The sequence below is a fragment of the Limnospira sp. PMC 289.06 genome (assembly GCF_032350395.1).
Lineage (GTDB): Bacteria > Cyanobacteriota > Cyanobacteriia > Cyanobacteriales > Microcoleaceae > Limnospira > Limnospira platensis.
Map to the genome: position 1 here is coordinate 1 of NZ_JARPLC010000076.1, position 25,365 is coordinate 25,365.

The window sequence follows — 25,365 nt, forward strand, 5'->3', positions numbered from 1 at the left end:
GGGTTTCACGCTCGTTTCACACCACCATTAGTTGAGTAGGTTGGGTGGAGGTAACCAAACCCAACGCCACCATCTCTAACCTTCTGTTGGGTTTCACGCTCGTTTCACACCACCATTAGTTGAGTAGGTTGGGTGGAGGTAACGAAACCCAACGCCACCATCTCTAACCTTCTGTTGGGTTTCACTGCGTTTCACCCAACCTACAAAGTTTAGCACTCGGCCCTTGGTCGCCACCTCACACTACTATCTCTAAATCATGTTGGGTTTCACTGCGTTTCACCCAACCTACAAAGTTTAACTACTGTAGTGACGTTTTTTGTAGAAATATTTAGAAATATTTAGAAATAATTAAAAATATCGGAAAATATAATTGACTTATGATGGTTGTGTATAAAATGGAAGACAAGCGCCACGTATTCTATCAGGCTTATCACTGGGTTAGTCGGTCGGATGGTGTGATAGGCGATCGCCTTTTAAATTAGCAGTTGAGGGTCTTATGGTTATGGCTAAATTGTTAAAATGCAAGGAGTGTTTGATATGAGTCAATGGACTAAACTGACAACTTCCATTGTCACTGTCATATTATATGTTACTGTTAGTATTGGTTTCTGGTTTTCCTCTCCACCAGCTTTAGCAGCCGAGAAATCAATTATGACTGAGATTTCAAATTCTTGGAACCTGCGATCAGAATTAGTAGCAAGCATTTCTGTAACAGGTTTTATGGACTTTCTGGATCAAATCCCTGATAAATCTCAAATACAAAGCATGATTGAGAATGGGATTAAATCCAACAGCAAATATGTTACCAATTCTACTCGGAATTTTTTTAAGAAAAACTTGCCAAGTCAAGAGCAAATTTTGAAGGCAATCAATGATGCCCTAAAACAGACAGACGTTGCTAAAAAATTAGTTTCTGACACGACCAGTAATATTAGTTCCAGCTTGTCTGTCAAAAAGCTGGCGGATGATCTCACTCAGCTAGTTTCTCACACATCAAGCTATGGCAAAGAAATGCAAAAAATAGCCACAAAAACTCTTCCAGGTAAACTGGGTGAAAGCCAAAAACTTCTGATGTTAGTCTTTCAAACTATTACCTCTCAAAAGCTAGATGCTAAAAGTCGTAAACGAGCACGAGATTTTTTAGAAACAAGTCCTAAGATGATATGCCGAGCTTATCTTGATAGCAAAAATGGAATTGATGATTCATATTGGAATGCAATATTAGATGGTGCAGGTACTGTTTTTATTGTACATCAAACAATTACATCTGCGGCCGTAGCCGGTGCAGGAAACTTAACCGGATATGCAGGAATCGCTTCTGCAGTTTCTGAATTAGGTTTAGGTGGACTTACAACAACTTTAGCTAGTACATTAGGCAGCAGCGCAACAGGAGCAGCAGCAACAGCGGTTGTCACATCCGCAGTCGGGGGTCCGATGATTATGGCTGCATTGTTAGTTGGTGGAACTGCTGCTACAACTTATGGTTCTTCTAAATTAGCTATTTTTATTGCTAACAAACTTGGCGAATGGGCAGCAATAACTTGTATTGATCCTAATTTACTCCCCCTGAAATGAATTAAATTTATCTAGCATTTCTCAATGATAGATAAATGGTAGGGGTTAATGGCTATTGACCCCTACAGAAATCAAACATACCGCAGCGACTAACCCACCCTACCCAATCAAGATTAAATCTGTAAGAGGAATAATATTATGTTCTTTGAAATTCCTGGTCTGATTATGCAATTCTTTGGGCACGTGATTGTCCCCATTTCTGGACAGCTTTTAAAGTTTACTATTCCGAAAATCAAAAAAATACCAAGTTATATTAACCTTCTCTTTACAATTTATAAAAATCAAAATATTGGAGCAGAAGCCAGAAAAATTTTAACGGCAAGTTTATTGATTATTGGCCATATTTTGGCTTTCCTCGCCTCCTCCTATATTCCCTTAACCGGAATGCCAATTTTGGGATTATTCACTACTCCCATTGCTGCTGCGATCGCTATTGTCATAAGTCTAGTAACCTTCGACATAGTTTTAGAACTCAATGGAAACTATTTAAAAAGTAAGTATGGTTCAGAGTTAGAAGATATTCAAAGCGATCGCAACGAACTGATCCAAAGTTTGGGCGTTTCTTGGGAAAAAACCTGGGAAAAAACTGTCAAAGAAACCCAAAAAATCTTAGATGCAGTCAAAAGCAAACTCGATCCAGACAAGGACTACGATAGCACCATTGTCAGTTTGATTAATGGCTTATTTGCTTACCTGAAAAAATATCTGACTAATGAATCCTTATCTCCTACAGAAAGTGAACTGCAAATTATTACAGACGACTTACCTCCAGTCGCCAAAATTACCGTGTCAGTTGCCGAAGGAGCTACCATGGCAGCCTTAACAGGTGCGGGTGTTCATGGTGTAGCAAGCAGTATGTTTGTTCAAGCAGGTTTATGGACTTCCATTCAATCTGCACTTGGTTTGGGTGGTGGAATTGCGGTTAGTGCTTCTGCCTATTCTTTATTAACATTAGCTGCCCCCATTACTCTGGCAGCAGTTGCCGGAGTGGGAATTAGTTACGGTGCTTTATCTTTAAGAAATAAAAATGAACAGCGAAAATTAAGTGCTTTTTTAGCGGATGTATTCATTGCATCTTTACCAATGGCTTGGGCTGATGGAGAATTTTCTCGTCAAGAACGAGATACTCTGGAAAGTTTACTGCTTCACCCATGGATTAACAAAAAAGATGCTCAGAGAGTTCGGGATGTCATCGAACATCAGCAAAGTTTTGACCAAGTAATCGCTGAGGGCTTATTAAAGGAACAAAAGCCAGAAAAAGCTAGAATCAAATATCGTTTCCTTCTGGCGATATCTTGGGAACTGGCTAAAGCAGATGGGCGAATTAGTGAACAGGAGAAAATCCTGCATAATCGTATCGCTGAAATCACCAAAACTCCCCTAGAAGAGGTTGAGGAAATCCGCAGAATTATTTTACTAAAATCCGGGATTAATCTCAGCGATCGCATTACGGTTATCCAAGGAGATATCACCCAGCAACCTGTAGATGCGATCGTTTGTTCCACAAATCCCCATCTATTACCAAATAAAAAATGGGGTTCATTTTTCATGTCCTCAGACCATCCCGAAGTAGATATTATGATCCATAAATCGGCAGGTGTAGAGTTAAAACAAGAATGTCAAAAACTGAATGGATGTAAGGTAGGAGAAGCAAAAATAACCCCCGGATATAATTTACCCGCTGAATGGGTAATTCATACGGTTAGTCCCACTTGGCAAAATGGTGAAGTTCAAGCCGAAAAACTCTTAGCTAAATGCTACCAGAACTGTTTAAACTTAGTTAATTCTCAAGAAATTGAATCCATTGCTTTTCCGGCATTAGGAACCGGAACCGGGAAATTTACCTTAGAAAAAGCTGCCAAAATTGCTGTTACTGAAATGCAAAAATTTTTAACCACCTATTTTCAACTGCAAGAGATTATCTTGGTTTGTAATGACCAGCAAACTTATGATATTTATCGTCAAATAGTGACAGAAATTGTGAGTTCATTATCCTTACCATGTTTGCCCGATGAAGCTGCTGTGACTGTATTTTCTTCTTATCCCTAGGGTGTGAAAAACAGGTTTTTTTTACTCCACAGTTAAGGATAATATCCACAACAGAAACCCGGTTTATCTTGAGGCGATCGCTACTAACTCCACCACCAAAGCCCTAGAACATTTGCCGGAAACTAGCATCGGGGCGATCGCCTTTTCCCTCAAGTGTTAGGAGTGGGAGAAATGAAGCGATCGCTTTAGGAGATTCGACCTCTACCTTATCAATCCACAAACTCTCCAACTCCAGGGCATGAGTTGCGCCTCCTGTGCTCAAGCCATTGAAGCCTTGCTATTCCAACTGTTCATCGGTGGATCCCTTAGAGCGTTGTTGGCAGCGATCGCGGTAAATTTCCGCCGCCCGATCGCCCGGATTTAAGTCCAGATATGCTTGAAACTGTTCAGTTGCTTGATCAAAGCAATTAAAGTGATAGAGTACAACCGCTTTTTCAAACAATGTTTTATTCTTTAACTTCAAGGCTTTTATTTCTGGTGGGTCATTCTCAAAAATTTCAAAAACCGACACAAACGTTGACTTTCCTTTTACCTTAACGCGATCGATTAAACGTAAAGCATATTTAGTGGGATGTTCCAACTTTAAAAAAGTGTGGTGAGAAATCAACAACTGCGACCCATAATTTTTAGTTAAGCCTTCAATTCGAGATGCTAAATTCACCGCATCTCCGATCGCCGTTCCATCCATCCGGTTTGATCCGCCTACGGTTCCTAACATCAAATTTCCCGTATTAATCCCGATGCCAATTCTCACCGGCGATCGGCCTGCTTCCACTGGTTGTTGATTATAAGCAGCCAACATTTTTAACATCAAAATTCCCGCCTGTACGGCTTCATCCGCATTATTGCTAAATAAAGCCATAATTGCATCCCCAATATATTTATCAATAAACCCATTATTATAAGCGATCGCCGCTTCCATGCGACCTAAATAAGAATTGAGAAACTTAAAATTATCAGCCGGGGTTAACTGTTCCGAAATCGTTGTAAAATCTCGAATATCTGAGAAGAGGATGGACATTTCTTGCTCCACCGCATCCCCTAACTCGACATCAACAATACTGCGATGACCCAGAAACTCTAAAAATTCATGGGGGACAAAACGACCGTAAGCATCCGTTAACTGCACTTGTGCTTCTAAGGCTTTTTCCAAATCTTTATTTACCACAGCTAGTTGTTGTAAAAATTCCTCCCGTTCCATTTCCGCGTGTTTGCGTTCTGTAATATCTTGGAATGCCACGATCGCAAATGCAACCGCCTCATTTTTATCAAAAATAGGTGTCCCCCACGCTTCAATTGGAATCCGTTTATCCGGGTGCTGGATTTCAATATCATCCGCCGTTGTTCGTTCCCCATGCAATGCGCGAATTACCGGTAACTGCTCAATCGGATAGAGGCGATCGCTCCCCGCAATATAATTACGGTAGACCTCATTAACTTGCTTCCACGTCGTATTCACCACCCCTTGACCCAACAGTTCTTTCCCCACTTGATTCACATAATAAGGACTTCCCTGTGCATCCAGAATAGAAATCCCCACCGGTAACGCTTCTAAAAACTGTTTCAGGCGGCTTTCACTTTCACGTATTTCATAATAAAGCTGTGCATTTTCAATTGAGATCTTCGCAATTTCTAAATGGGTTTTAATCCGAGCCAGCAACTCATGTTTAGAAATCGGTTTTGTTAAATAATCATTGGCTCCCACTCCCAAGCCATGGACTAAATCAGATACCTGATTTTTCGCCGTTAACATCAAAATGGGTAATTGATTTGCCTCGAAATGTTCTCGCAGTTTTTCACAAACTTCATACCCAGTCATTTGAGGCATCATTAAGTCTAGTAAAACCAGATCCGGCTTAAATCCTTCTTCAATTAAAGCCAATGCCTCAATCCCATTTAATGCAGAAACAATTGTATAATTTTCTAAAGATAAATAATTAGAGATAACCTGTAAATTGACGGGTTCATCATCAGCAATTAAGATTTTAATTTGGCGATCGTCATCAATCTCTTCCCGTTCTAAACCGGTCGGTTCGATCTCCTCTTCATCTTCCGACCAAGCCAAATGGTTTAACTGAGACATTTTTAAACCTTGCTCAATCTCCAGCGATATCGGTTCACTCTCGGCAATGGGTAAACTAAAATGAAAGCGAGACCCCACACCAATCTCAGATTCAAGCCAAATTTTACCCCCATGAAGTTCAACTAGTTTTTTCGTCACCGCCAATCCTAATCCTGTTCCCCCATATTGGCGTGCGGTAGACCCATCTGCTTGTTCAAAGGATTCAAAAACACGGTCAATTTTGTCTTCTTGAATCCCAATCCCTGTATCAGAAATGGTGATTTCAATCCATTCTGGTTTTTCTGTTTCCCCATGACTGTCAAGTTCTACGGCAGAAATTTCAATGGTTCCTGCATTGGTAAACTTAATCGCATTTCCAATTAAGTTATGTAGAATTTGTTGCAAACGATTTTCATCAGCCATCGCCGGGGGTAGATTATCAGAAATGGTATTAATTATTTCTAACTGTTTATATTTAATTAAAGGCTGACTGAGGGTTAAGACGACTTCAACCAGTTCTCGCAATCGAATTGATTTGAGTTGCAGTTCAATATGGTTATGTCGAAGTTTAGAAAAGTCTAAAATATCATTGATTAAATTGGCTAAACGCCGTCCTGTTTGGGCAATGGTTAATAAATTTTTGCGTTGAATTTCTGTTAAACTTCCGGTTGCACCATCGAGCATGGACTCGGCGATTCCAATGGTTCCATTGAGGGGGGTTCGTAGTTCGTGAGAAGTATTGGCTAAAAATTCATTCTTGAGTTTATCTAAATGTTGAAGTTGGGCATTTTTGGCTTCTAAGTTGACAAAGGATTCCTTGAGTTGGCGAGCCATTTGATTAAAGGAATTTGCCAATTCTCCCAGTTCATCAGTCCGGTCAAGATTAGGGGTTTCTTCCCATTCTCCACTGGCGAGTTTTTTGGCAGATTGATTAAGCTTTAAAATGGGTTTAACAATCCAGAGTGATGTTCGGAAGCCGATAAAAATAGCAATCAAGAAAAAGATTAAGCAAAGGGCGATCGTGGTGCGGGTATTAGCGGCAATTTTTTCCATGAAATCGGATTCAGGAATCACAATGACGATCGCCCAATCTAAGCCGATATCTTGTTGTAAGGGAGAGACTTGTAACAGTTTTTTATTTCCCTCAATATTTAGGATAAAATTACGCTTTCCTTCAAACTTATTCAAGCCAGGCAACTGCTCAATTAAATATTTGTAACTTTCGCGAATTAGGGCTTCACGGGACTCAATGGCTAATAACCGTTTGGGTTCTCCGTTTTCCTTGATTATAAATGGGGATTCTGCGGTTGAACTGGCAATAATTTTGCCACTGGGTTCTAGAATAAAGGCAATCCCTGAGCTGCTAATTTCTAAAGTTTGTAAAAATTCGCTAATTTGAGCTAGAATTAAATTGGTTGCTAACACCCCTTGTAAATTCCCTTCTGAATCATAAATCGGTGTGCTTGGCGTGATTTGTAATAGCCCTAAATCTGCGGATAAATACACCTCACTCCAGGTTTGTTTGTTTTGTTCTAATGTGTTGCTGTACCAGGGGCGATCGCGCGGATCGTATGGGCCAGACCTTAAAAATTGTTCCCGTTCTCCTTGTTGATCCAATTGATAAATTTCGCGGTTGGGTTCAGTTTGAAAATCCCTAAATTTAACCACGGTTTCCCCGGTCAGATAAGTCTGAACTCCGATAAACCGGCCATCTTGATCGCCAAAAAAGATGTAATCAACGGCTTCAGACAGTTGAATTTCTGACCAGAACTGCTTTTGTAAGGTATCAAAATCATCTAGATCTAAAATGCCATTGCGAACCGATGCGGCGGTAATTTGGTGCATCAGGTGGGGGGTTTTCAGATAATTCTGAAGATGCAGATTAATATTGGCGGTAATTTTATTGCTTAATTTTTCGATTAACTGATTAATCGATTCTTGTCCACTCCTGAAGGAGAGATATCCAGTTAGTCCAACAACCCCAAAAATTTGAAGAATAAACGGCACGATTAGAATCGTACGCAGTGGAACGATTTTGTGGATTTTGCGAAAAGAGGAATAGATCGATTTTATGATAAGCATAAACTCCTGCCGTTAATGATGTAGGAAAGCACGCGATAAGCGATCGCCCATTTGTCTCAATCCAAATCATCCTAAAAAGAGCTTAAAAAATGCCAGGAAAACTCATTCACCCAGAGATGATGCCTCCCATGAAAATTCATCTTAGTAAAGCATTTTGTTCTCGATTTTCCCCCAAATCCGCTTGCAAATAATTTATAGCAATCTTTACCGGATTTATCTTGTTGACGTAAGACTCCCATTAGATAACGAGTTTGAGTAGAGTCATCGAAGATGACGGCAAACAATGTTATTAACGGCAGGGCGTAAGCCAATGCTGCTATATTATAGTTGAACAAAATAGTTGAGCGCAGTCCCCTGATCGAATTTTCGATATAGAAGATCATAGAACTAGTATGGATACGGTAAAGATTTTATTCGGAGACAGGACCCTCTGCACCAATAAAACTTAATATTATGGGATTATAACAGAGAATAATTTTTACGATAACGCATCTGTTGGGTAAAAATCTTAGTGCGTAAATGATAGGGGCGAAGAATTTTTCGCCCCTGTGTTTTGGGAAATCAGTTGATAGACCCCAAGAAGATTATCAGCCTAGATTAAGAAACGAATTACGAAGCGCCAACGGCAACCTTTTCATCGCTACCTTCAGGGGAAACCTCCGGCGTATTTTCCTCAGAAGGGGGAACCACTTGCCAGAATTTAGGTAGGAACTCAGACCAATTAGCCAAAACCGAAGCAGCTAGGGTACTGCCAGTGCGATCGCAATGGTCTTGAATCAACCCGCGCAACTGAGCCTCACCGGCTGCGGTACAAACCCGTTGAATGCGGACAATTTCCCCATTCACACAATCGGGGAAAGACCCACCCGGGTCCAGGAAATAAGCAATACCGCCAGTCATTCCCGCCCCCACGTTACGGCCAACCTTACCGAGAACCACAACCACCCCACCAGTCATATACTCGCAGCAATGGTCGCCAGCCCCTTCAATAACCGCCCGTCCCATAGAGTTACGCACAGCGAAGCGCTCACCCGCTTGTCCCCGTGCGAACAGAGTGCCCCCGGTAGCTCCATACAGACAAGTATTGCCAATAATCACATTTTCAAAAGCCGCCAGAGTCGAGTCATCACTGGGCTTAATAATCAACTCGCCGCCGTGCATACCCTTACCGACATAATCATTAGCCTCCCCATGGAGAGTCAAAATCATACCCGGTAGATTAAACGCGCCAAAACTCTGACCAGCCGACCCCTTAAAACTCAGGGCAATTTCTCCAGAGAACCCACTATTGCCGTACATAGAAGCAATTTTCCCAGCAATGCGAGCCCCCACAGTGCGATCGGTATTGACAATATCCAAAGTTTTGGCAACCTTGGACTGATGGGAAATAGCATTAGAGATTTCCTGATCCGCCAAAATGCTGTCGTCTAACACCGCACCATTGCTGTGTACAGGTTCATGATGCAACCAATCATTACCCGGAGCCACCGGCTGCTGCATCAACACCCCCAAATCCAATCCCTTAGTTTTGGCCAGAGGTACATCACGCATCCTCAGCAGGTCCGATCGCCCCATCAAATCAGTCAGGGAACGATAACCCAACCTCGCCAACAGCGATCGCACCTCCTCGGCGACAAAATGGAAGAAATTCACCACATGGTCAGGAGTTCCTGGGAAGCGTTTCCGCAAATCCTCCCGCTGAGTTGTCACCCCCACCGGACAGCCATTAGTGTGACAAATCCGAGCCATAATGCAGCCTTCGGAAATCATGGCGATAGTCCCAAAGCCGAACTCTTCCGCCCCCATGAGCGCCCCCATCACCACATCCCAGCCGGACTTCAGGCCCCCATCAACCCGCAGGCGGACGCGATCGCGCAATTTATTTTCCATCAGAACCCGATGCACCTCGGTCAAACCCAACTCCCAGGGGGCTCCGGCGTGTTTAATCGAAGACAAAGGCGAGGCTCCCGTCCCCCCATCATGACCAGAAATCTGGATATAGTCAGCATTCGCCTTAGCCACCCCAGCCGCAATCGTCCCAATCCCAATTTCCGCCACCAGTTTCACCGACACCTGAGCCCCCGGATTAATCTGATGCAAGTCAAAAATCAACTGTGCCAAATCCTCAATGGAGTAGATATCATGATGAGGCGGCGGCGAGATCAGGGTGACACCGGGTTTCGACCGTCGCAACATAGCGATATAGGGGCTCACCTTCTTACCCGGCAACTGTCCCCCCTCACCGGGTTTCGCCCCTTGAGCGACTTTAATCTCAATAGACTGAGCATTCATCAGATACTCTGGTGTCACCCCAAAGCGACCCGAAGCCACCTGTTTAATCGCCGAAGAACAACTATCCCCATTTTGCAGCCCTCGCAGATAAGGGCGACTGGGGGAGATACCATCATCAGCCACATCATCCAAAGGCTTAAACCGGGTCGGGTCTTCCCCACCTTCCCCAGAATTAGACTTACCCCCCAAACGGTTCATAGCGATCGCCAAAGTTTCGTGAGCCTCAGGCGACAGCGCCCCCAAAGACATCCCCCCGGTACAGAAACGCGACACAATATCCGTAATGGGTTCCACCTCATCAATCGAGATAGGAGAGCGATCGCTTTGGAAATCCAGCAAATCTCGCAGCGCCGCCACCGGGCGCTCTTGCAGGTAAGCCTGGTAAGTGCTGTAATGGTCTGCCCCCTCACCGCGTACCGCCTGATGGAGCAACTTCGCCAATTCCGGGCTATTGCCGTGATATTCTCCCCGTTTAAAATAATTAACAAAGCCGTAGTTTTCCAGCTTTTTGCCTTGCATTTCCGGGAAAGCCTTAGCGTGAAACTGGCCCACCTCCATCGCCAACTCCGCCACAGTCAACCCTCCAATCCGAGAAGTCGTCCCCTTAAAGCCCAAATTCAACAGGTCTTCCCCGATACCGATCGCCTCAAAAATTTGGGCTCCTTGGTAAGAAGACAGTAGAGAAATCCCCATTTTCGAGAGAATCTTTAACAGTCCCCCTTCCACCGCCGCGCGATAATTTTCCTGAGCCTGAACCATCGTCAAGGGTGGCATTTTCCCTTTTTCCATCTGTATCTGAGTTTTGGGTTCCGACCACCACTGTCGCACCGTCGCCAAAGCCAAATAGGGGCAGATAGCAGACGCACCATAGCCGATTAAACAGGCAAAATGATGTGTACTCCAGCATTGGGCAGTATCCACCACCAACGAGCATTTCAGGCGGTCTCCCGACTCAATCAGATAGTGATGGACAGCCCCCACAGCCAACAGAGGCGGAATATAGGTATTTTCCCCATTCAAAGGCGATTGGCTCTCCGAGTGGCGATCGCTGAGAATCAAGATTTTCGCCCCCTGAGCCACAGCGGCGATCGCTTTTTCGCACAGAGCCTCCACCGCCAACCGCAACCCGTCCGGTCCCGTCGCCACCGGATACAGAGTAGACAGACCCACCGCCTTTAAACCAGAGTCCGCCAGTTTTTGCAGTTCCGCCTCATTCAGGACTGGGGATGATATTTTTAGCATCCGCGCATCTTCCGGTTTCGGGTCCAGCAGGTTCCCCCGTTCTCCCAAGCGCATTTCTAGGGACATCACAATCCGCTCCCGTAGCGGGTCAATAGGCGGGTTAGTCACCTGAGCAAAGCGCTGTTTAAAATAGTCATATAGCAGGTGAGGTTGTTCCGAAATCACCGCCAGCGGAATATCATCTCCCATGCAGAAAGTCGGTTCTTTCCCCAAACTCGCCATATCCGCAATCACCATTTCCACATCTTCCGAACCGTAACCAAAGGCTTTTTGGATAGCCAGGTCAGGAAGAGGAGGATTTTCCGTGCCCACAAAAGGTTGCCGCTCCAAATCCTGGCGGTATTTTCGCAGCCATTCCCCATAGTTGCATTTCCCCGCCACTTTCCGTTTAATATCCCAGTTTTTCAGGATTTCCGACTCCTCCAAGTTCACCGCGATCATTTGTCCCGGTCCCAGGCGACCTTTTTCGATAATTTCCGACTCCTCAACTTGTACTACTCCCGCTTCCGAGCCCACAATAATCAAACCCCCTTTGGTGATGCAATAACGCGCCGGTCTGAGTCCATTGCGGTCTAAGCACGCCCCCACCTGTTTACCATCGCTAAACACCAGCAAAGCCGGACCATCCCAGGCTTCTTGTACTCCGCTGTGAAATTCGTAGAAGTCCGTAATTTCTGGATAGTCTTTCAGCAGCGGCTGATTTTGATAGGCTTCTGGAACCATAATCATCAACGACTCAGAAGGTTCCCGCCCCGTCCGCACCAGCAGTTCCATCACGTTATCGAGGTTAGCCGAATCGCTGTTATTGGCATCCACAAAAGGTTTCAGATCCCAAAGGCGATCGCCCCAAACCGGATGAGAGAGGATACCTTCCCGCGCCCGCATCCAGTTAATGTTACCCAGAAGCGTGTTAATTTCCCCGTTATGCCCCAGTAACCGCATCGGTTGAGCGAGGGGCCAGCGTGGCATAGTATTAGTGCTGAAGCGCCTATGATACACCGCAAATTGACTTTCATAGTCAGGATTTTGTAAATCACGGTAAAACTCACCCAACACCGCCGAGCGCACCATACCCTTATAAACGATAGTCCGACAGGACCAGGAACAAATGTAGATATCTTGTCCCCAGACCAAGCCCTCTTTTTCTAGGGCTACCCCACACTGGCGGCGTGCCAGATATAATTGACGTTCTAGGTCATCTCCCACCAGACCTGTTTTTGAGCTAACAATAAGCTGTTCAATGCAGGGTTGGTTAGCTGCTGCCATCGGTCCGAGGACTTCCGGGCGCACCGGAACCACTCGCCAACCTATCAGGTTCAGATTTTCCGACTCCAGAACTTTGGCGATCGTATCGCGGGCTAACTGTTGTTTACCGTCCGCTTCCGCAACCTCCTGATTGGGGGAACCATTCCCTGAAGAACCCGCCTGGGGTAGAAATATCATTCCTACTCCATAGTCACCCTCTGGACTCACCGCATATCCTTCCGCTTGCAGTATTTTCCAGGGAATAGTAGTCATCACTCCGGCTCCGTCCCCAGAGTCGTAATCGGCACTACATCCTCCCCTGTGTTCCAGACAGCCTAGGGCTTTTAAGGCTTTCTCAATTATGCTATGGTTGGCTTTTCCGTTTAGGTCTGCAATGAACCCAACGCCACAAGCATCTCTTTCTTCCACCAGCCACCGAGGACCCGCGTAGGGTGTACCCAGGCTATTTCCCTGGTTAGATAACCGGCGAACTTTCAGGGTAGGGGGTTGATGGGGGTTGAAATTGGTTTCTTTTCTATCCATGTCTCGATCAATGGGTTTTGCTAGGGAAATTGCTGTCTGGTGTCCGTTGTCCGTGAAATGCCCTTAGGTATTATTATGTAGCCAAGATTCGTAGGGTGCGTCACATCCGACCGGCTACGAGAAACACCAACCAAAAGCGTTATTGTGACGCACTCCGTGTTGATTTACTCCGAAATTTTCGCATCGAGGGGCGGGTTCTTACGCGCGACTCTATTTCCACGCCCATTGTTTGTGAACCCGCCTGTACCCTATTCCAAGCTATAGCTCATAATTACCTAGGATACACGCGATTTTTGGTCTTGACTCCCAAAAGTTTAAATCTGATTACATTTTGATTTCATGTTTAACTCATCCCGATTTTCTGTAAATTTGGCTGCTTTTTTCTGGTTGTTGTCCTCTCCCGCCCTTAGCACTCCCACTGGGGGGGTCGGCGGGGGTGTGGCATTAGCGGCGGGGTATACCATTGTATCAAAACCTATTCAATCAGGAACCGAGATTGCCATCAACGGAAAACATTTGCCAGTTAATTGGCTAGAGTGGCAAGATTCTCGCATACCAGACCGCCTTGCTATTGGTATTAGCGATTTGGGCTTAATGCACTCCATGGGAGTCGAACTCCTTGATACCGATAACCACCAACAACAGCCCATTAGTTGGTTTGCATTTTCCCATAACGTGCCTACACAATATCAATCTGGCTACCGATACCTAGAGATTAGCGAACTGGCAGCCAGGGAAAATTGGCAAATTCAGATCCAGGGAAACCGTCTCGAAATTGTCACCCCCCCTAGCACTATTGAATCAGTACAAGCCGATTTCATAGCAGACAATCTCTGTGTTCCCGTGGCGGGTGCTTGTAGGGGCGGGTGCAACATATCCCACGGGAAAAATCAGCCAACTCCCCACACCCGCCCCTCGGATCCGGTGTTGAGCGGGGCTGATTTCGGCATCCCCCCTTACACAGTCGCCCTAGCTTCTTTGGGGGAAACGACTGGTGACAGAACCGACGGACGGGTTCAAGAATTATCCGACCTCCCCACTACAACACTCGTCAACCCCCCAGGACGCAACTCGGAAAATTTCTGCCGCCGTTTTGTGGTCAGACTCAACAACCCAGCCAATTGGCAAACTCCCAGTATCATTGGGCGCAGCATATCTCCCCAAAACCTCGATATATCTGATCTTCCCCCCCCTCTGCAAGAGTTACTTAAACCCCCGTCGCCACAGCCTGAACCAGAACCTGAGCCCACAGAGGAAACCAACTTAGAAGATGAAGGGGATAGGCAACCTTTACCCACACCACCCCGGGAACTACCGCCTTTGGTATGGTGGTCAATTCCCTTGGAGGCTACATCGCCTCACCTCTCCAATAGTAGCGGCTCGCGCCAGCTACCCGGTTCTGTAATTTTACCTGGTAATAATATCGAATCTCTCACCCCCTCCGAGAGTTCATCAGATCTCTGGACAAATTTAATGGGGTTATGGGTAGATTCCCAGAACCAGCAAACTCGCCTGATTTTCAGCACTCCCACCGGGTGGCAACCTGTGGTAACATCTAGCGCTGTTCTACCAGAAATCAACATCGAAATTCGCCCCGATTTTTGGCGCGATCGCAATATAGTTTGGGCTGAGGGACTGCGTTGGCAACAAAAATATGTCGATATTAATACCCACCAAAGGTCATCTGCACTCCCTCCCTTGGCCTCTTCTACTGGCTCCGAGGCGGCGCTCTTCCCAGTGGTTTGGTTAGAGATAGACTTAAATAACCCGGGGATTTCCCTACAACCGATTCTCAGCCGAGAAGGATCTCGCTCCGGTGTCAGCCCCTTGGTTAATATTGCTAGTCGTACCAGAGCCGCCGCCGCCATTAATGGCGGATTTTTCAATCGCAATAATCAATATCCCCTGGGAGTCATCAGACACCAAAATCGCTGGCTCTCTGGCCCAATTCTTAACCGGGGGGCGATCGCTTGGACAGACCAAAACCAATTTTTTATCGATCGCCTCGAACTTTCACAAACCTTGTTAACAGACCTTGGTGAACCTATCCCCCTCGGTCGCCTCAACAGTGCCTTTATTCAACGGGGACTCTCTCGCTATACTTCTGACTGGGGAAACACCTATAGCCCTTTTACTCCCAGAGAAATTGCTATCACTGTGCAAGGGGAAACCCTTATTAGTCACCAAGTTCTCGACTCGATTAACTTTTCAGCCGTCCCTATTCCCGACGATGGCCATTTACTAATTCTGCGAAATGAACCCGAAATAGCTTTAGCCCTCGGCCTAGATCAAACCCAGTGTATCGGGTTGGTTTGTCCCCCTAGCACCCAGACAGAACACCAACCCCGACCGGTGCAACTCGTCTATGAAACTAATCCGCCCGATTTTACTGAATATCCCCATATTCTGGGGGCTGGTCCTCTGTTACTCCGGCGCAACGAAGTAGTCCTAGATGCTATAGCCGAAAACTTTAGTGATGCTTTTAATACTCAAAGAGCTATCCGCAGTGCCGTCGGTCTGAAAACTAACACCGGAGGGCGATCGCCCAGCGACTCCCCAGGAGTATCGCTTTTATTCGTCGTAGTCCATCCTCGTCTGGCTGGTCCCGGACCCTCTCTGGCTGAATTATCACTCATAATGAAACAGTTGGGGGCTACTGATGCTCTCAATTTGGACGGTGGTAGTTCCACGGGTCTCTATTTGGGTGGGTATCTACTCGATCGCCCTCCTCAAACCGCCGCCCCTATTCACAATGCCCTGGGTGTGTTCTTATCCCCTTAAAAACTATGACTTCTATGTAAAGCTATGGGTGGCTACCGTAAAGTTTTGATAAAATCTGGTAGCTATCACCGCATTCTGAGGCAAACCGGGTGACATCTTCCCTAATCTGTTTGCTATGGTGGTTTGTAGGAATCAAGGCTCAATGTAAAGGCTCGAACCTCGATCATCTAAAGCCCTGAGCTAGTGCCAAATTTATCCTAAATGTTTCAAGGACAGATTGCTATGGTAGCCATCAAAGAAAATCCTCAAGTTGCAGCCACACTCGTCGCCACCATTCCCCAATTGCCTTCAGCCACTGAGTTGCGGCCTTGGGGTTCTTTTACCGTATTAGAAGAAGGACCCGGCTACAAAATTAAACGCATTGAGGTAAACCCAGGCCATCGTCTTAGCTTGCAAATGCACCATCATCGCAGTGAACACTGGATTGTAGTTTCTGGTACTGCTAGAGTTACCTGTGGCGATCGTGAAGAGGTACTGTTTTCTAATCAGTCTACTTATGTGCCTCAATGTACCACCCACCGCCTAGAAAATCCCGGCGTGATACCTCTGGTTTTGATTGAGGTTCAGAATGGGGAGTATTTAGGGGAAGATGACATTGTTCGTTTTCAGGATGACTACTCTCGCGGTCGCTAACCTTAAAATTCGGCTTCCTATGAGTTGAGACGGCTTTGATTAGCTTGACTTGTGCAATTGCCGACCCTAGCTGTATAATTACGGCTTGACCAAAAATACAGGGTGCTTATGGTCGAGCCTCAGCGATCGGTTATGTGTTATATGTGTTAAATATGATTCATCTGACCCAATCTGCCACTAATGAAGTTCTACGACAACAGTCTAGGAAGAATGACTCCAACCTATTGTTTAGACTAGGAGTGAAGTCTGGGGGGTGTTGTGAGTGGGTTTATACCTTCGGTTGGGAACCAGAAGCCACAGCCAATGATGGGGTTTATCAGTGTGGTTCGATTAGGATAGTGATTGATAGCGAAATAGCTCCCTACCTGGCGGGACTAACCCTAGATTATTCAGAGGATCTAATGGGGGGAGGCTTCCGGTTCGATAATCCCAATGCAGCCAAGACCTGTAGCTGTGGTCACTCTTTTGTGTTCAAGTCCTGATATGAGAGGGTTGCGTCCCATTCGCTTCCGTATTTTCAAAAAAAGTTTGCCAAAAGCAGTTAGATCGTTTAAAATAAAGTTTTGGGTATCAGAATCTAACTTATAGATAGAAAGGAAAATCCCATCCCCAAATCGGGGAGGGCTATTTCAGTGGAGATACCGTAACCCCTAAAATTGCCGAATTCATAGATTATGTCGTAACTCATGCCCACTATACAGCAACTAATTCGTTCTGCACGAGAAAAGACTGATAAAAAAACCAAGTCTCCAGCCCTGAAAAGTTGTCCGCAACGTCGAGGCGTTTGTACTCGTGTTTATACTACAACACCTAAAAAACCGAATTCAGCACTTCGCAAAGTAGCAAGGGTGCGCTTGACTTCAGGATTTGAAGTTACAGCATATATACCGGGTATTGGTCATAACTTACAAGAACACTCCGTAGTAATGATTCGAGGCGGTCGGGTGAAAGACTTACCAGGCGTTCGATATCACATTATTCGTGGGACTTTGGATACAGCCGGGGTCAAAGATCGTCGTAATGGTCGTTCCAAATATGGAGCGAAACGCCCGAAGGCTTAGGATCGGAGTATGAATTAACCCAAATTTTGGCAGCCTAATTTTAGGGGCGGGTCTGGTTGACATGGGTTATTGTAAGTATTGCTGGCCCGGCATAAACTTGAGATTGTGTTGAGGAAAAATTAGTATGTCTCGTCGTAGAGTTGTTCAAAAACGTCCGGTTCCTCCTGATTCTAGGTATAACAGTCGCTTAGTGAGTATGATGGTGCGCCGCATCATGAGACACGGAAAAAAATCTGTGGCTCACAACATTGTTTATGATGCTTTGGCTACTATTGAGGAACGGACGGGATCTGATCCGCTAGAACTGTTTGAAAAAGCGGTTAGAAACGCGACTCCTTTGGTAGAGGTTAAGGCTCGCCGGGTGGGAGGAGCGACGTATCAAGTTCCGATGGAAGTGCGTTCCGAACGGGGAACGACCTTAGCTTTACGCTGGTTGATTCACTTTTCGAGGACTCGTTCAGGGCGATCGATGGCTAGTAGACTAGCATCAGAACTGATGGATGCAGCCAATGAAACCGGGAGTGCAGTTCGGAAGCGGGAAGAAACGCACCGGATGGCAGAAGCCAACAAAGCCTTCGCCCATTATCGGTATTAGAATATTGGATTAGCAGTCAGTTCCAGAAACGTATAAAATCTTAATAAAGGTTTAAAAAGGAGGTAGCTGTGGCACGTACCATCCCGCTTGAGAGAGTACGTAATATCGGCATCGCAGCCCATATCGATGCGGGCAAAACAACCACTACGGAGAGAATCTTATTCTATTCGGGTGTGGTTCACAAAATGGGCGAGGTTCATGAAGGAACTGCTGTAACGGACTGGATGGCTCAAGAGCGGGAGCGTGGTATTACCATCACGGCTGCCGCCATTAGTACCAGTTGGCTAGATCATCGCATTAATATCATTGATACTCCTGGTCACGTTGACTTCACCATTGAAGTAGAACGGTCTATGCGGGTTCTTGATGGGGTGATTGCAGTTTTTTGTTCTGTCGGTGGCGTACAGCCTCAGTCAGAAACGGTTTGGCGGCAGGCTGAACGTTATCAGGTTCCCCGAATTGCATTCATTAACAAAATGGATCGCACCGGAGCGGACTTTTTTAAGGTCTATGGTCAAATCCGCGATCGCTTGCGAGCTAATGCAGTACCAATCCAGGTTCCTGTTGGTCGTGAGAGTGACTTTCACGGCTTGGTAGATATAGTCGCGATGAAGACTTATCTGTACACCAATGACCTGGGAACTGATATCCAAATCAGTGATGAGATTCCAGAGGAAGTCCAAGATTTGGTAGCCGAGTATCGGGAAAAACTCCTAGAAGCTGTAGCCGAAACGGATGAGGCTTTGATGGAGAAATATCTCGAGTATTTGGAAGGTGGGGACGCTCTCACGGAAGAAGAAGTTCGTCATAGCTTACGTCAGGGAACAATTAAAGGCTTAATTGTGCCGGTAATTTGTGGTTCTTCTTTCAAAAACCGAGGTGTTCAAAGGCTTCTGGATGCTGTGGTAGACTATCTTCCGGCACCTACAGAAGTTCCTCCGATCAAAGGGATACTACCGGACGGTGAAGAGGCAGTTCGCCACGCGGATGATGATGTAGCGCTATCAGCTTTAGCGTTCAAAGTGATGGCTGATCCTTATGGACGTTTGACTTTTGTGCGGGTCTATTCGGGTGTTCTCCAGAAAGGAAGTTACATCTACAATGCTACTAAGAACAAGAAAGAGCGGATTTCTCGCTTGATCGTTCTCAAGTCTGATGAACGCATTGAGGTCGAAGAACTCCGAGCCGGGGACTTGGGAGCTGCTTTGGGTCTCAAGGATACCCTGACTGGGGATACAATCTGTGATGAGGCGAACCCGATTATCCTGGAGTCGTTATATATCCCAGAGCCTGTGATTTCGGTGGCGGTGGAACCCAAAACCAAACAGGATATGGAGAAACTCTCCAAGGCTTTGCAATCGTTATCTGAGGAAGATCCGACTTTCCGGGTATCAATTGACTCGGAGACTAACCAAACGGTAATTGCTGGGATGGGTGAACTACACCTGGAAATTCTGGTAGACCGGATGTTACGAGAGTTTAAGGTGGAAGCTAACATTGGTGCCCCCCAGGTGGCTTACCGTGAAACGATCCGTAAGTCAGTTCGCACGGAAGGAAAGTTCATCCGTCAGAGTGGTGGTAAGGGTCAGTATGGCCACGTTGTGATTGAATTGGAACCGGGTGAGCCGGGCAGTGGATTTGAATTTGTCTCCAAAGTTGTTGGGGGTTCTGTTCCCAGGGAATATATCAATCCGGCGGAACAGGGAATGAAGGAAGCCTGCGAGTCCGGTGTGATTGCTGGTTATCCCCTCATCGATGTCAAAGCCACTCTGGTGGATGGTTCCTACCATGACGTTGATTCCTCGGAAATGGCCTTTAAGATTGCTGGTTCCATGGCGATCAAAAATGGTGTCACCAAGGCTTCACCGGTGCTGTTGGAGCCGATGATGAAAGTTGAGGTGGAAGTTCCCGATGATTTCATTGGGAATGTCATCGGGGATCTCAACTCCCGCCGTGGTCAGATTGAGGGTCAGGAAACTGATCAGAGTCAGGGAATTGCCAAGGTAGTGGCTAAGGTTCCTCTGGCGACGATGTTTGGCTATGCGACGGATATCCGCTCGAAAACTCAAGGCCGGGGGGTCTTCTCGATGGAGTTTAGCCATTATGAAGAGGTGCCTCGGAGTGTGGCAGAAACTATCATTGCCAAGAGCAAAGGTAACTAGAGATTAGGATGTAGGCGGTGTTAGCGTGAATTTTGATCGCGGCGATCGCACTCAAACTCCTATCTCAAACTTGATCACTGATTACTAGAAGAACAAACGAAACAATAATATGGCACGCGCAAAATTTGAACGGAACAAACCTCACGTTAACATTGGTACTATCGGTCACGTTGACCACGGAAAAACAACGCTGACTGCTGCTATTACCATGACATTGGCTGCGTCTGGTGGGGCTAAAGCTCGTAAGTATGATGATATTGATGCTGCTCCTGAAGAAAAGCAGCGGGGTATTACCATCAATACGGCTCACGTTGAGTATGAAACTGCACAACGCCACTATGCTCACGTTGACTGTCCGGGACACGCTGACTATGTGAAAAATATGATCACTGGTGCAGCCCAAATGGATGGTGCGATTCTGGTGGTTTCGGCGGCTGATGGTCCCATGCCTCAAACCCGTGAACATATCCTGCTGGCGAAACAGGTAGGGGTTCCTAGTATCGTGGTTTTCCTGAACAAAGCCGATATGGTAGATGATGAGGAACTGCTGGAACTGGTAGAATTGGAAGTTCGCGAACTTCTGAGTTCCTATGATTTCCCCGGTGATGATATCCCCATTGTTTCTGGTTCTGCTTTGAAAGCATTGGACTTTTTGACAGAAAACCCGAAAACTGCTCGCGGTGAAAATGACTGGGTTGACAAAATTCATGCTCTGATGGATGAGGTGGATGCTTATATCCCCACTCCTGAGCGCGCTATCGATAAGCCTTTCTTGATGGCTGTGGAAGATGTTTTCTCGATTACTGGCCGGGGTACGGTGTCTACAGGCCGGATCGAACGGGGTAAAGTCAAGGTTGGTGAAACTGTTGAACTGATTGGAATTAAGGATACCCGCACCACTACTGTAACTGGGGCGGAAATGTTCCAGAAAACTCTTGAGGAAGGGATGGCGGGAGATAACGTCGGTCTACTCCTGCGGGGTATTCAGAAAAATGATGTTCAACGGGGTATGGTAATTGCTAAACCCGGATCAATTACTCCCCACACTAAGTTTGAGGCGGAAGTTTATATCCTGAAAAAAGAAGAAGGCGGACGGCACACTCCTTTCTTTAAAGGTTATCGTCCTCAGTTCTATGTACGGACTACCGATGTAACCGGGACTATTGATGAGTTTACTGCTGATGATGGCAGCACTCCTGAAATGATTATCCCTGGCGACCGGATTAATATGACTGTGCAACTGATCTGCCCGATCGCTATTGAGCAAGGGATGCGTTTCGCTATCCGTGAGGGTGGCCGTACTGTTGGTGCGGGTGTAGTTGCTAAGATTCTGGCTTAGAACTAGAATCCGATCGCTAGATTCTGAACTGATCAATTGAGTGGCAGGAAAGTGATCCGAGTTGAGGACACTTTTCTGCTCCCTCTCCTCTTGCTTATTCAATTCAACTGAACCTCGAAAACTCAACAATTAGACAATGGCTACCATTCAGCAGCAAAAAATTCGCATCCGTCTTAAAGCCTTCGATCGCCGCTTACTGGATACCTCCTGCGAGAAGATCGTCGATACGGCTAACCGCACCGGAGCTACAGCCCTCGGTCCGATTCCTTTACCGACTAAACGACGCATTTACTGTGTCCTACGTTCTCCCCACGTTGATAAGGATTCACGAGAACATTTTGAAACCCGGACTCACCGCCGCATTATTGATATTTATCAACCCTCCTCAAAAACCATTGATGCTCTCATGAAACTAGATTTACCTGCGGGTGTCGATATTGAGGTGAAATTGTAGGGGCACTAGGGGCGATCGCTCTTTAATATATGGGGTGATCAAAACAGGGGTCGTCCGAAATCAGCTAAAGTATAAAGAAAGAAGCGCACACTGTACTAAGGGACAATGGCATCATCTTCCTCTCTTGCTGTTCGAGAACTTCCCCTGTTTCCTCTACCGGAAGTGGTTCTGTTTCCACATAGGCCGCTACCTTTACATATTTTCGAGTTCCGTTATCGAATTATGATGAACACTATCCTAGAGGGCGATCGTCGCTTTGGGGTGTTGATGTTCGATCCTACTCAAGGACAAGTGGCTTCGGTGGGCTGCTGTGCTGAGGTGATTCAGTATCAGCGTTTACCCGATGATCGCATGAAAATTGTGACCTTGGGACAACAACGATTTCGGGTCCTTGAAGCTGTCCGGGAAAAGCCTTATCTGGTTGGTTTGGTGGAATGGATCGAAGATGAGCCACCAACGGCTGATCTGAGACCTTTGGCTCAGGATGTGGCTAATTTACTGCGAGATGTGGTTCATCTTTCCAGTAAGTTAATGGATCAGCCGATCGAATTACCGGATGATATTCCTGATTTACCCACAGAGTTATCCTACTGGGTTGCTAGTAACCTCTATGGGGTGGCATCGGAACAACAGATGCTCTTAGAAATGCAGGATACTGTAGCTCGTTTGGAAAGGGAAGCTGAAATTCTGACTTCAACTCGCAATCATTTAGCTGCTAGAACTGTGTTAAAGGATGCCCTAAATTAGGGGAGTAGTTGACAGACCAAGCCCGCCTCATGAGACAAGGCAGCCCTTGTCTCTAGGGCACGGCGGGAGGATTTTTCCTTAACGGTCTCCCCTTGGGTTTGTTTGTGCATCTCAAATGTTGAAAAAAAAATCAACCCCCTCGCGCCCGGCCTCACCGGGCAAGGGGGGCTTGACTTACTGGGGAAGTTGGGGTACTATATTTATATAATGGAAATCTGTGCTTTTAAAATATTTTAGTCATGCCTCCCATTATCAGGGATTACCTCCCAGCTTACCATGATTTCCCGCGACCTGTCAACCCCTCCACGGGCGGCGCGATTAAATTTTGTTGAAAAAAAAATCAACCCCCTCGCGCCCGGCCTCACCGGGCAAGGGGGGCTTGACTTACTGGGGAAGTTGGGGTACTATATTTATATAATGGAAATCTGTGCTTTTAAAATATTTTAGTCATGCCTCCCATTATCAGGGATTACCTCCCAGCTTACCATGATTTCCCGCGACCTGTCAACCCCTCCACGGGCGGCGCGATTAAATTTTTTTTTTGAAGAAAAAATCAACATGGGGATTGTGGTTGATGGTTAAGAATGCTATAACTGCCAAAAATTTTGAGAGTTTCGGTGTGAGTTTTGAGTTCTTGCAAAGCCTCGCGCACTGATTGATGATCGGTGTTAGCCTCAATATCAATAAAGAACAAATAATCACCAAGCGATCGCTTAGTAGGACGGGACTCAATGCGACTTAGATTAATATTGCGTTGGGCAAAAATCTGTAATGGTTTGACCAAAGCCCCAGGAACATTAGCGGGAACACTAAAAGCTAAGGAAGTATAATTCCCCCCAGGCCAAGGCTGTAAACTCACGACCCAAAATCGGGTGCAATTGTCAGGATAATCATTAATTGGATGAGCTAAAATAGGTAACTGGTAAAGTTCAGCAGCGCGTCCAGATGCGATCGCAGCGGTAGTAGTGTCCTGCAAATATTGGAGTGCTTCTGTAGTGGAATTAGTAGGGATAGCCTGAACATTAGGGAGAAATTTTTCGAGCCATCCCTGACACTGAGCCAAGGCTTGGGGGTGTGAGTAGACAGTTTTAATCTCTGCTAATTCCTGAGCGTTAGATAGTAAAGCGTGGGAAATAGGTAAAACCAGGCCCTGTTGAATCCGAATTAGATCTAGCTTCCAGATAGCATCAAGGGTAATAGTAACACTACCCTCAATAGAATTTTCGACGGGGACAACTCCCAGAGTGACATCACCGTTAGCGACGGCTTGTAGAGTTTGGGTGATACTAGGATAAGGACAAAGTAAAGGCTTATGTCCTGTAGTTTGGGTTAAATAATCGGCATAAACCAGAGTCGCCGCCTCAGCATAAGTACCTGGGGGGCCCAAATGAGCAATAGAGACAGTCATTTTAACCACTAATCAATTAAATTTAGGTTGCTATGGTGTGAGGTTTGGGGGAACTGAAACAGGGGTCCAACCGGGTCTATTTAGTTGAACTTGGCTGACTTAGGACAAGTAGGGTAGGGATAAATGCACTCTCAGGAATTGAGCTTGTTGTAATTCTTTACAAGATTCTCATGAATATGACCGTTATGATGGAAAAACTGAACGCCAAAACCCCAATCTAAGAATAATCTAAGACTACTTGAGGACTTGGGGTGATGTCAGTCACATTAAAAAAAGTTAAGTTTTGTTAATGTAGGTTAACAACTGTTGATTTATACGGTCTCCTATGCTTAATAGATTTACAGCTTCCCAATCGTTGGAAATTGCGGTAGGTGAGCAAACGATTCCGATCCAGCACTATTTGCGTCAGCCTCGACGTTTGGTGAACGCCTTAGTTGATCCAAATAGGTTAGAGAGGTTGGAGGCGGACTGCTTTCGGTTAAAAATGCGTCCTCTGTCATTTATGACCATGACCATTCAACCGACAGTAGATATGAAAGTATCAGCTTTGGCCAATGGAACTGTAAGGTTGCGATCGCAGGGTTGTGAAATTCGGGGTATTGAATACATTAACCAGAGGTTTTCGCTGAACTTATATGGTAGATTAGCGCCGTATAAAATCAATGGTATCACCTATCTAAGGGGTCAAGCGGATCTTGAGGTACAGGTGGAAGTCCCCTACCCGTTGTCGCTAACTCCTCAACCGATTATTGAAGCCACTGGAAACGGTTTGCTTAAAAGCGTTTTATTAACCATAAAACAGCGATTAATGCACAATTTACTATCAGATTATCAGCGATGGACTTGTGAGGTTGCCGATCAAGGAATGGCTACACAACCCAATAGTCAAGTTATAGTAGGGGCGGGTTCCGCAGTCAGTGATGATTCCCAGCAGCCAACTTACTAAACCCGCCCCCAGTGCTTATTGGTGGGGGGTTTCCCCAGTCGGTGATGATTCCCACAGCGAACCTACTGAACCCGCCCCCAGTGCTTATTGGTAGGGGGTTTCCCCAGTCGGGTGATGATTCCCAGCAGCCAACTTCCGATCGCCCGCCG

General features: G+C 45.9%; 16 protein-coding genes. 12 read left to right on the forward strand and 4 right to left on the reverse strand.

Going from position 1 to position 25,365, the window contains the following annotated elements; translation table 11 throughout:
• Nucleotides 1-537 precede the first annotated feature (537 nt).
• Complete coding sequence (locus P5674_RS15525) at nucleotides 538-1,575, forward strand: hypothetical protein (protein WP_006619085.1); 1,038 nt, start codon at nucleotides 538-540, stop codon at nucleotides 1,573-1,575.
• A gap of 138 nt (nucleotides 1,576-1,713) precedes the next feature.
• Complete coding sequence (locus tag P5674_RS15530) at nucleotides 1,714-3,624, forward strand: macro domain-containing protein (protein WP_006619086.1); 1,911 nt, start codon at nucleotides 1,714-1,716, stop codon at nucleotides 3,622-3,624.
• A 103-nt stretch (nucleotides 3,625-3,727) separates the two neighbouring features.
• Here P5674_RS15530 and P5674_RS15535 read toward each other — a convergent pair whose 3' ends face one another.
• From P5674_RS15535 to gltB, 3 genes are all read right to left on the reverse strand, one after another.
• Entirely contained in the window at nucleotides 3,728-3,886 is a 159-nt protein-coding gene (locus tag P5674_RS15535) for a hypothetical protein (RefSeq protein ID WP_162270057.1), read from the reverse strand.
• Nucleotides 3,887-3,901: 15 nt separating this feature from the next.
• Entirely contained in the window at nucleotides 3,902-7,693 is a 3,792-nt protein-coding gene (locus P5674_RS15540) for an ATP-binding protein (RefSeq protein WP_162270056.1), read from the reverse strand.
• A gap of 684 nt (nucleotides 7,694-8,377) precedes the next feature.
• On the reverse strand, nucleotides 8,378-13,090 hold the full coding sequence (gene gltB / locus P5674_RS15545) for a glutamate synthase large subunit (RefSeq protein ID WP_315670084.1): 4,713 nt from the start codon (nucleotides 13,088-13,090) through the stop codon (nucleotides 8,378-8,380).
• Nucleotides 13,091-13,429: 339 nt separating this feature from the next.
• Here gltB and P5674_RS15550 point away from each other — a divergent pair, with 339 nt between their 5' ends.
• The 9 genes from P5674_RS15550 (at nucleotide 13,430) to P5674_RS15590 (ending at nucleotide 22,862) form a co-directional block, all read left to right on the forward strand.
• Nucleotides 13,430-15,871: a phosphodiester glycosidase family protein gene (locus P5674_RS15550; RefSeq protein ID WP_006619089.1), complete on the forward strand. Its 2,442-nt coding sequence runs from the start codon at nucleotides 13,430-13,432 to the stop codon at nucleotides 15,869-15,871.
• A 222-nt stretch (nucleotides 15,872-16,093) separates the two neighbouring features.
• A complete protein-coding gene (locus tag P5674_RS15555) occupies nucleotides 16,094-16,504 on the forward strand; it encodes a phosphomannose isomerase type II C-terminal cupin domain (protein WP_035735647.1) in 411 nt (136 codons plus the stop codon).
• A gap of 152 nt (nucleotides 16,505-16,656) precedes the next feature.
• Complete coding sequence (locus P5674_RS15560) at nucleotides 16,657-16,986, forward strand: HesB/IscA family protein (protein WP_006619091.1); 330 nt, start codon at nucleotides 16,657-16,659, stop codon at nucleotides 16,984-16,986.
• A gap of 204 nt (nucleotides 16,987-17,190) precedes the next feature.
• Nucleotides 17,191-17,565, forward strand: a complete 375-nt coding sequence (rpsL, locus tag P5674_RS15565; RefSeq protein ID WP_006619092.1) for a 30S ribosomal protein S12 — start codon at nucleotides 17,191-17,193, stop codon at nucleotides 17,563-17,565.
• Between the two features lie 124 nt (nucleotides 17,566-17,689).
• A complete protein-coding gene (gene rpsG, locus P5674_RS15570) occupies nucleotides 17,690-18,160 on the forward strand; it encodes a 30S ribosomal protein S7 (protein ID WP_006623904.1) in 471 nt (156 codons plus the stop codon).
• 68 nt (nucleotides 18,161-18,228) lie between these two features.
• Entirely contained in the window at nucleotides 18,229-20,322 is a 2,094-nt protein-coding gene (gene fusA, locus P5674_RS15575; RefSeq protein WP_014276030.1) for an elongation factor G, read from the forward strand.
• A gap of 109 nt (nucleotides 20,323-20,431) precedes the next feature.
• Nucleotides 20,432-21,661 (forward strand): elongation factor Tu, encoded by a 1,230-nt coding sequence (gene tuf, locus P5674_RS15580; RefSeq protein ID WP_006619095.1) that lies wholly within the window; start codon nucleotides 20,432-20,434, stop codon nucleotides 21,659-21,661.
• A gap of 136 nt (nucleotides 21,662-21,797) precedes the next feature.
• A complete protein-coding gene (rpsJ, locus tag P5674_RS15585) occupies nucleotides 21,798-22,115 on the forward strand; it encodes a 30S ribosomal protein S10 (RefSeq protein ID WP_006619096.1) in 318 nt (105 codons plus the stop codon).
• A gap of 105 nt (nucleotides 22,116-22,220) precedes the next feature.
• A complete protein-coding gene (locus P5674_RS15590) occupies nucleotides 22,221-22,862 on the forward strand; it encodes an LON peptidase substrate-binding domain-containing protein (protein ID WP_006619097.1) in 642 nt (213 codons plus the stop codon).
• 553 nt (nucleotides 22,863-23,415) lie between these two features.
• Here P5674_RS15590 and pheA read toward each other — a convergent pair.
• Nucleotides 23,416-24,270, reverse strand: a complete 855-nt coding sequence (gene pheA, locus P5674_RS15595) for a prephenate dehydratase (RefSeq protein WP_006619098.1) — start codon at nucleotides 24,268-24,270, stop codon at nucleotides 23,416-23,418.
• 325 nt (nucleotides 24,271-24,595) lie between these two features.
• Between pheA and P5674_RS15600 the strand changes: the two genes are divergently transcribed.
• A complete protein-coding gene (locus tag P5674_RS15600) occupies nucleotides 24,596-25,216 on the forward strand; it encodes a DUF1997 domain-containing protein (RefSeq protein WP_014276029.1) in 621 nt (206 codons plus the stop codon).
• Nucleotides 25,217-25,365 lie beyond the last annotated feature (149 nt).

Excerpts from the sequence above, each read along its gene's own strand:
- rpsJ (WP_006619096.1), top strand. The coding sequence starts at position 21,798 with ATGGCTACCATTCAGCAGCAAAAAATTCGCATCCGTCTTAAAGCCTTC.
- P5674_RS15550 (WP_006619089.1), top strand. The coding sequence starts at position 13,430 with ATGTTTAACTCATCCCGATTTTCTGTAAATTTGGCTGCTTTTTTCTGG.
- pheA (WP_006619098.1), bottom strand. The coding sequence starts at position 24,270 with ATGACTGTCTCTATTGCTCATTTGGGCCCCCCAGGTACTTATGCTGAG.
- tuf (WP_006619095.1), top strand. The coding sequence starts at position 20,432 with ATGGCACGCGCAAAATTTGAACGGAACAAACCTCACGTTAACATTGGT.
- P5674_RS15560 (WP_006619091.1), top strand. The coding sequence starts at position 16,657 with ATGATTCATCTGACCCAATCTGCCACTAATGAAGTTCTACGACAACAG.
- rpsL (WP_006619092.1), top strand. The coding sequence starts at position 17,191 with ATGCCCACTATACAGCAACTAATTCGTTCTGCACGAGAAAAGACTGAT.
- P5674_RS15525 (WP_006619085.1), top strand. The coding sequence starts at position 538 with ATGAGTCAATGGACTAAACTGACAACTTCCATTGTCACTGTCATATTA.
- P5674_RS15555 (WP_035735647.1), top strand. The coding sequence starts at position 16,094 with ATGGTAGCCATCAAAGAAAATCCTCAAGTTGCAGCCACACTCGTCGCC.
- P5674_RS15530 (WP_006619086.1), top strand. The coding sequence starts at position 1,714 with ATGTTCTTTGAAATTCCTGGTCTGATTATGCAATTCTTTGGGCACGTG.
- P5674_RS15590 (WP_006619097.1), top strand. The coding sequence starts at position 22,221 with ATGGCATCATCTTCCTCTCTTGCTGTTCGAGAACTTCCCCTGTTTCCT.
- gltB (WP_315670084.1), bottom strand. The coding sequence starts at position 13,090 with ATGGATAGAAAAGAAACCAATTTCAACCCCCATCAACCCCCTACCCTG.
- rpsG (WP_006623904.1), top strand. The coding sequence starts at position 17,690 with ATGTCTCGTCGTAGAGTTGTTCAAAAACGTCCGGTTCCTCCTGATTCT.
- P5674_RS15600 (WP_014276029.1), top strand. The coding sequence starts at position 24,596 with ATGCTTAATAGATTTACAGCTTCCCAATCGTTGGAAATTGCGGTAGGT.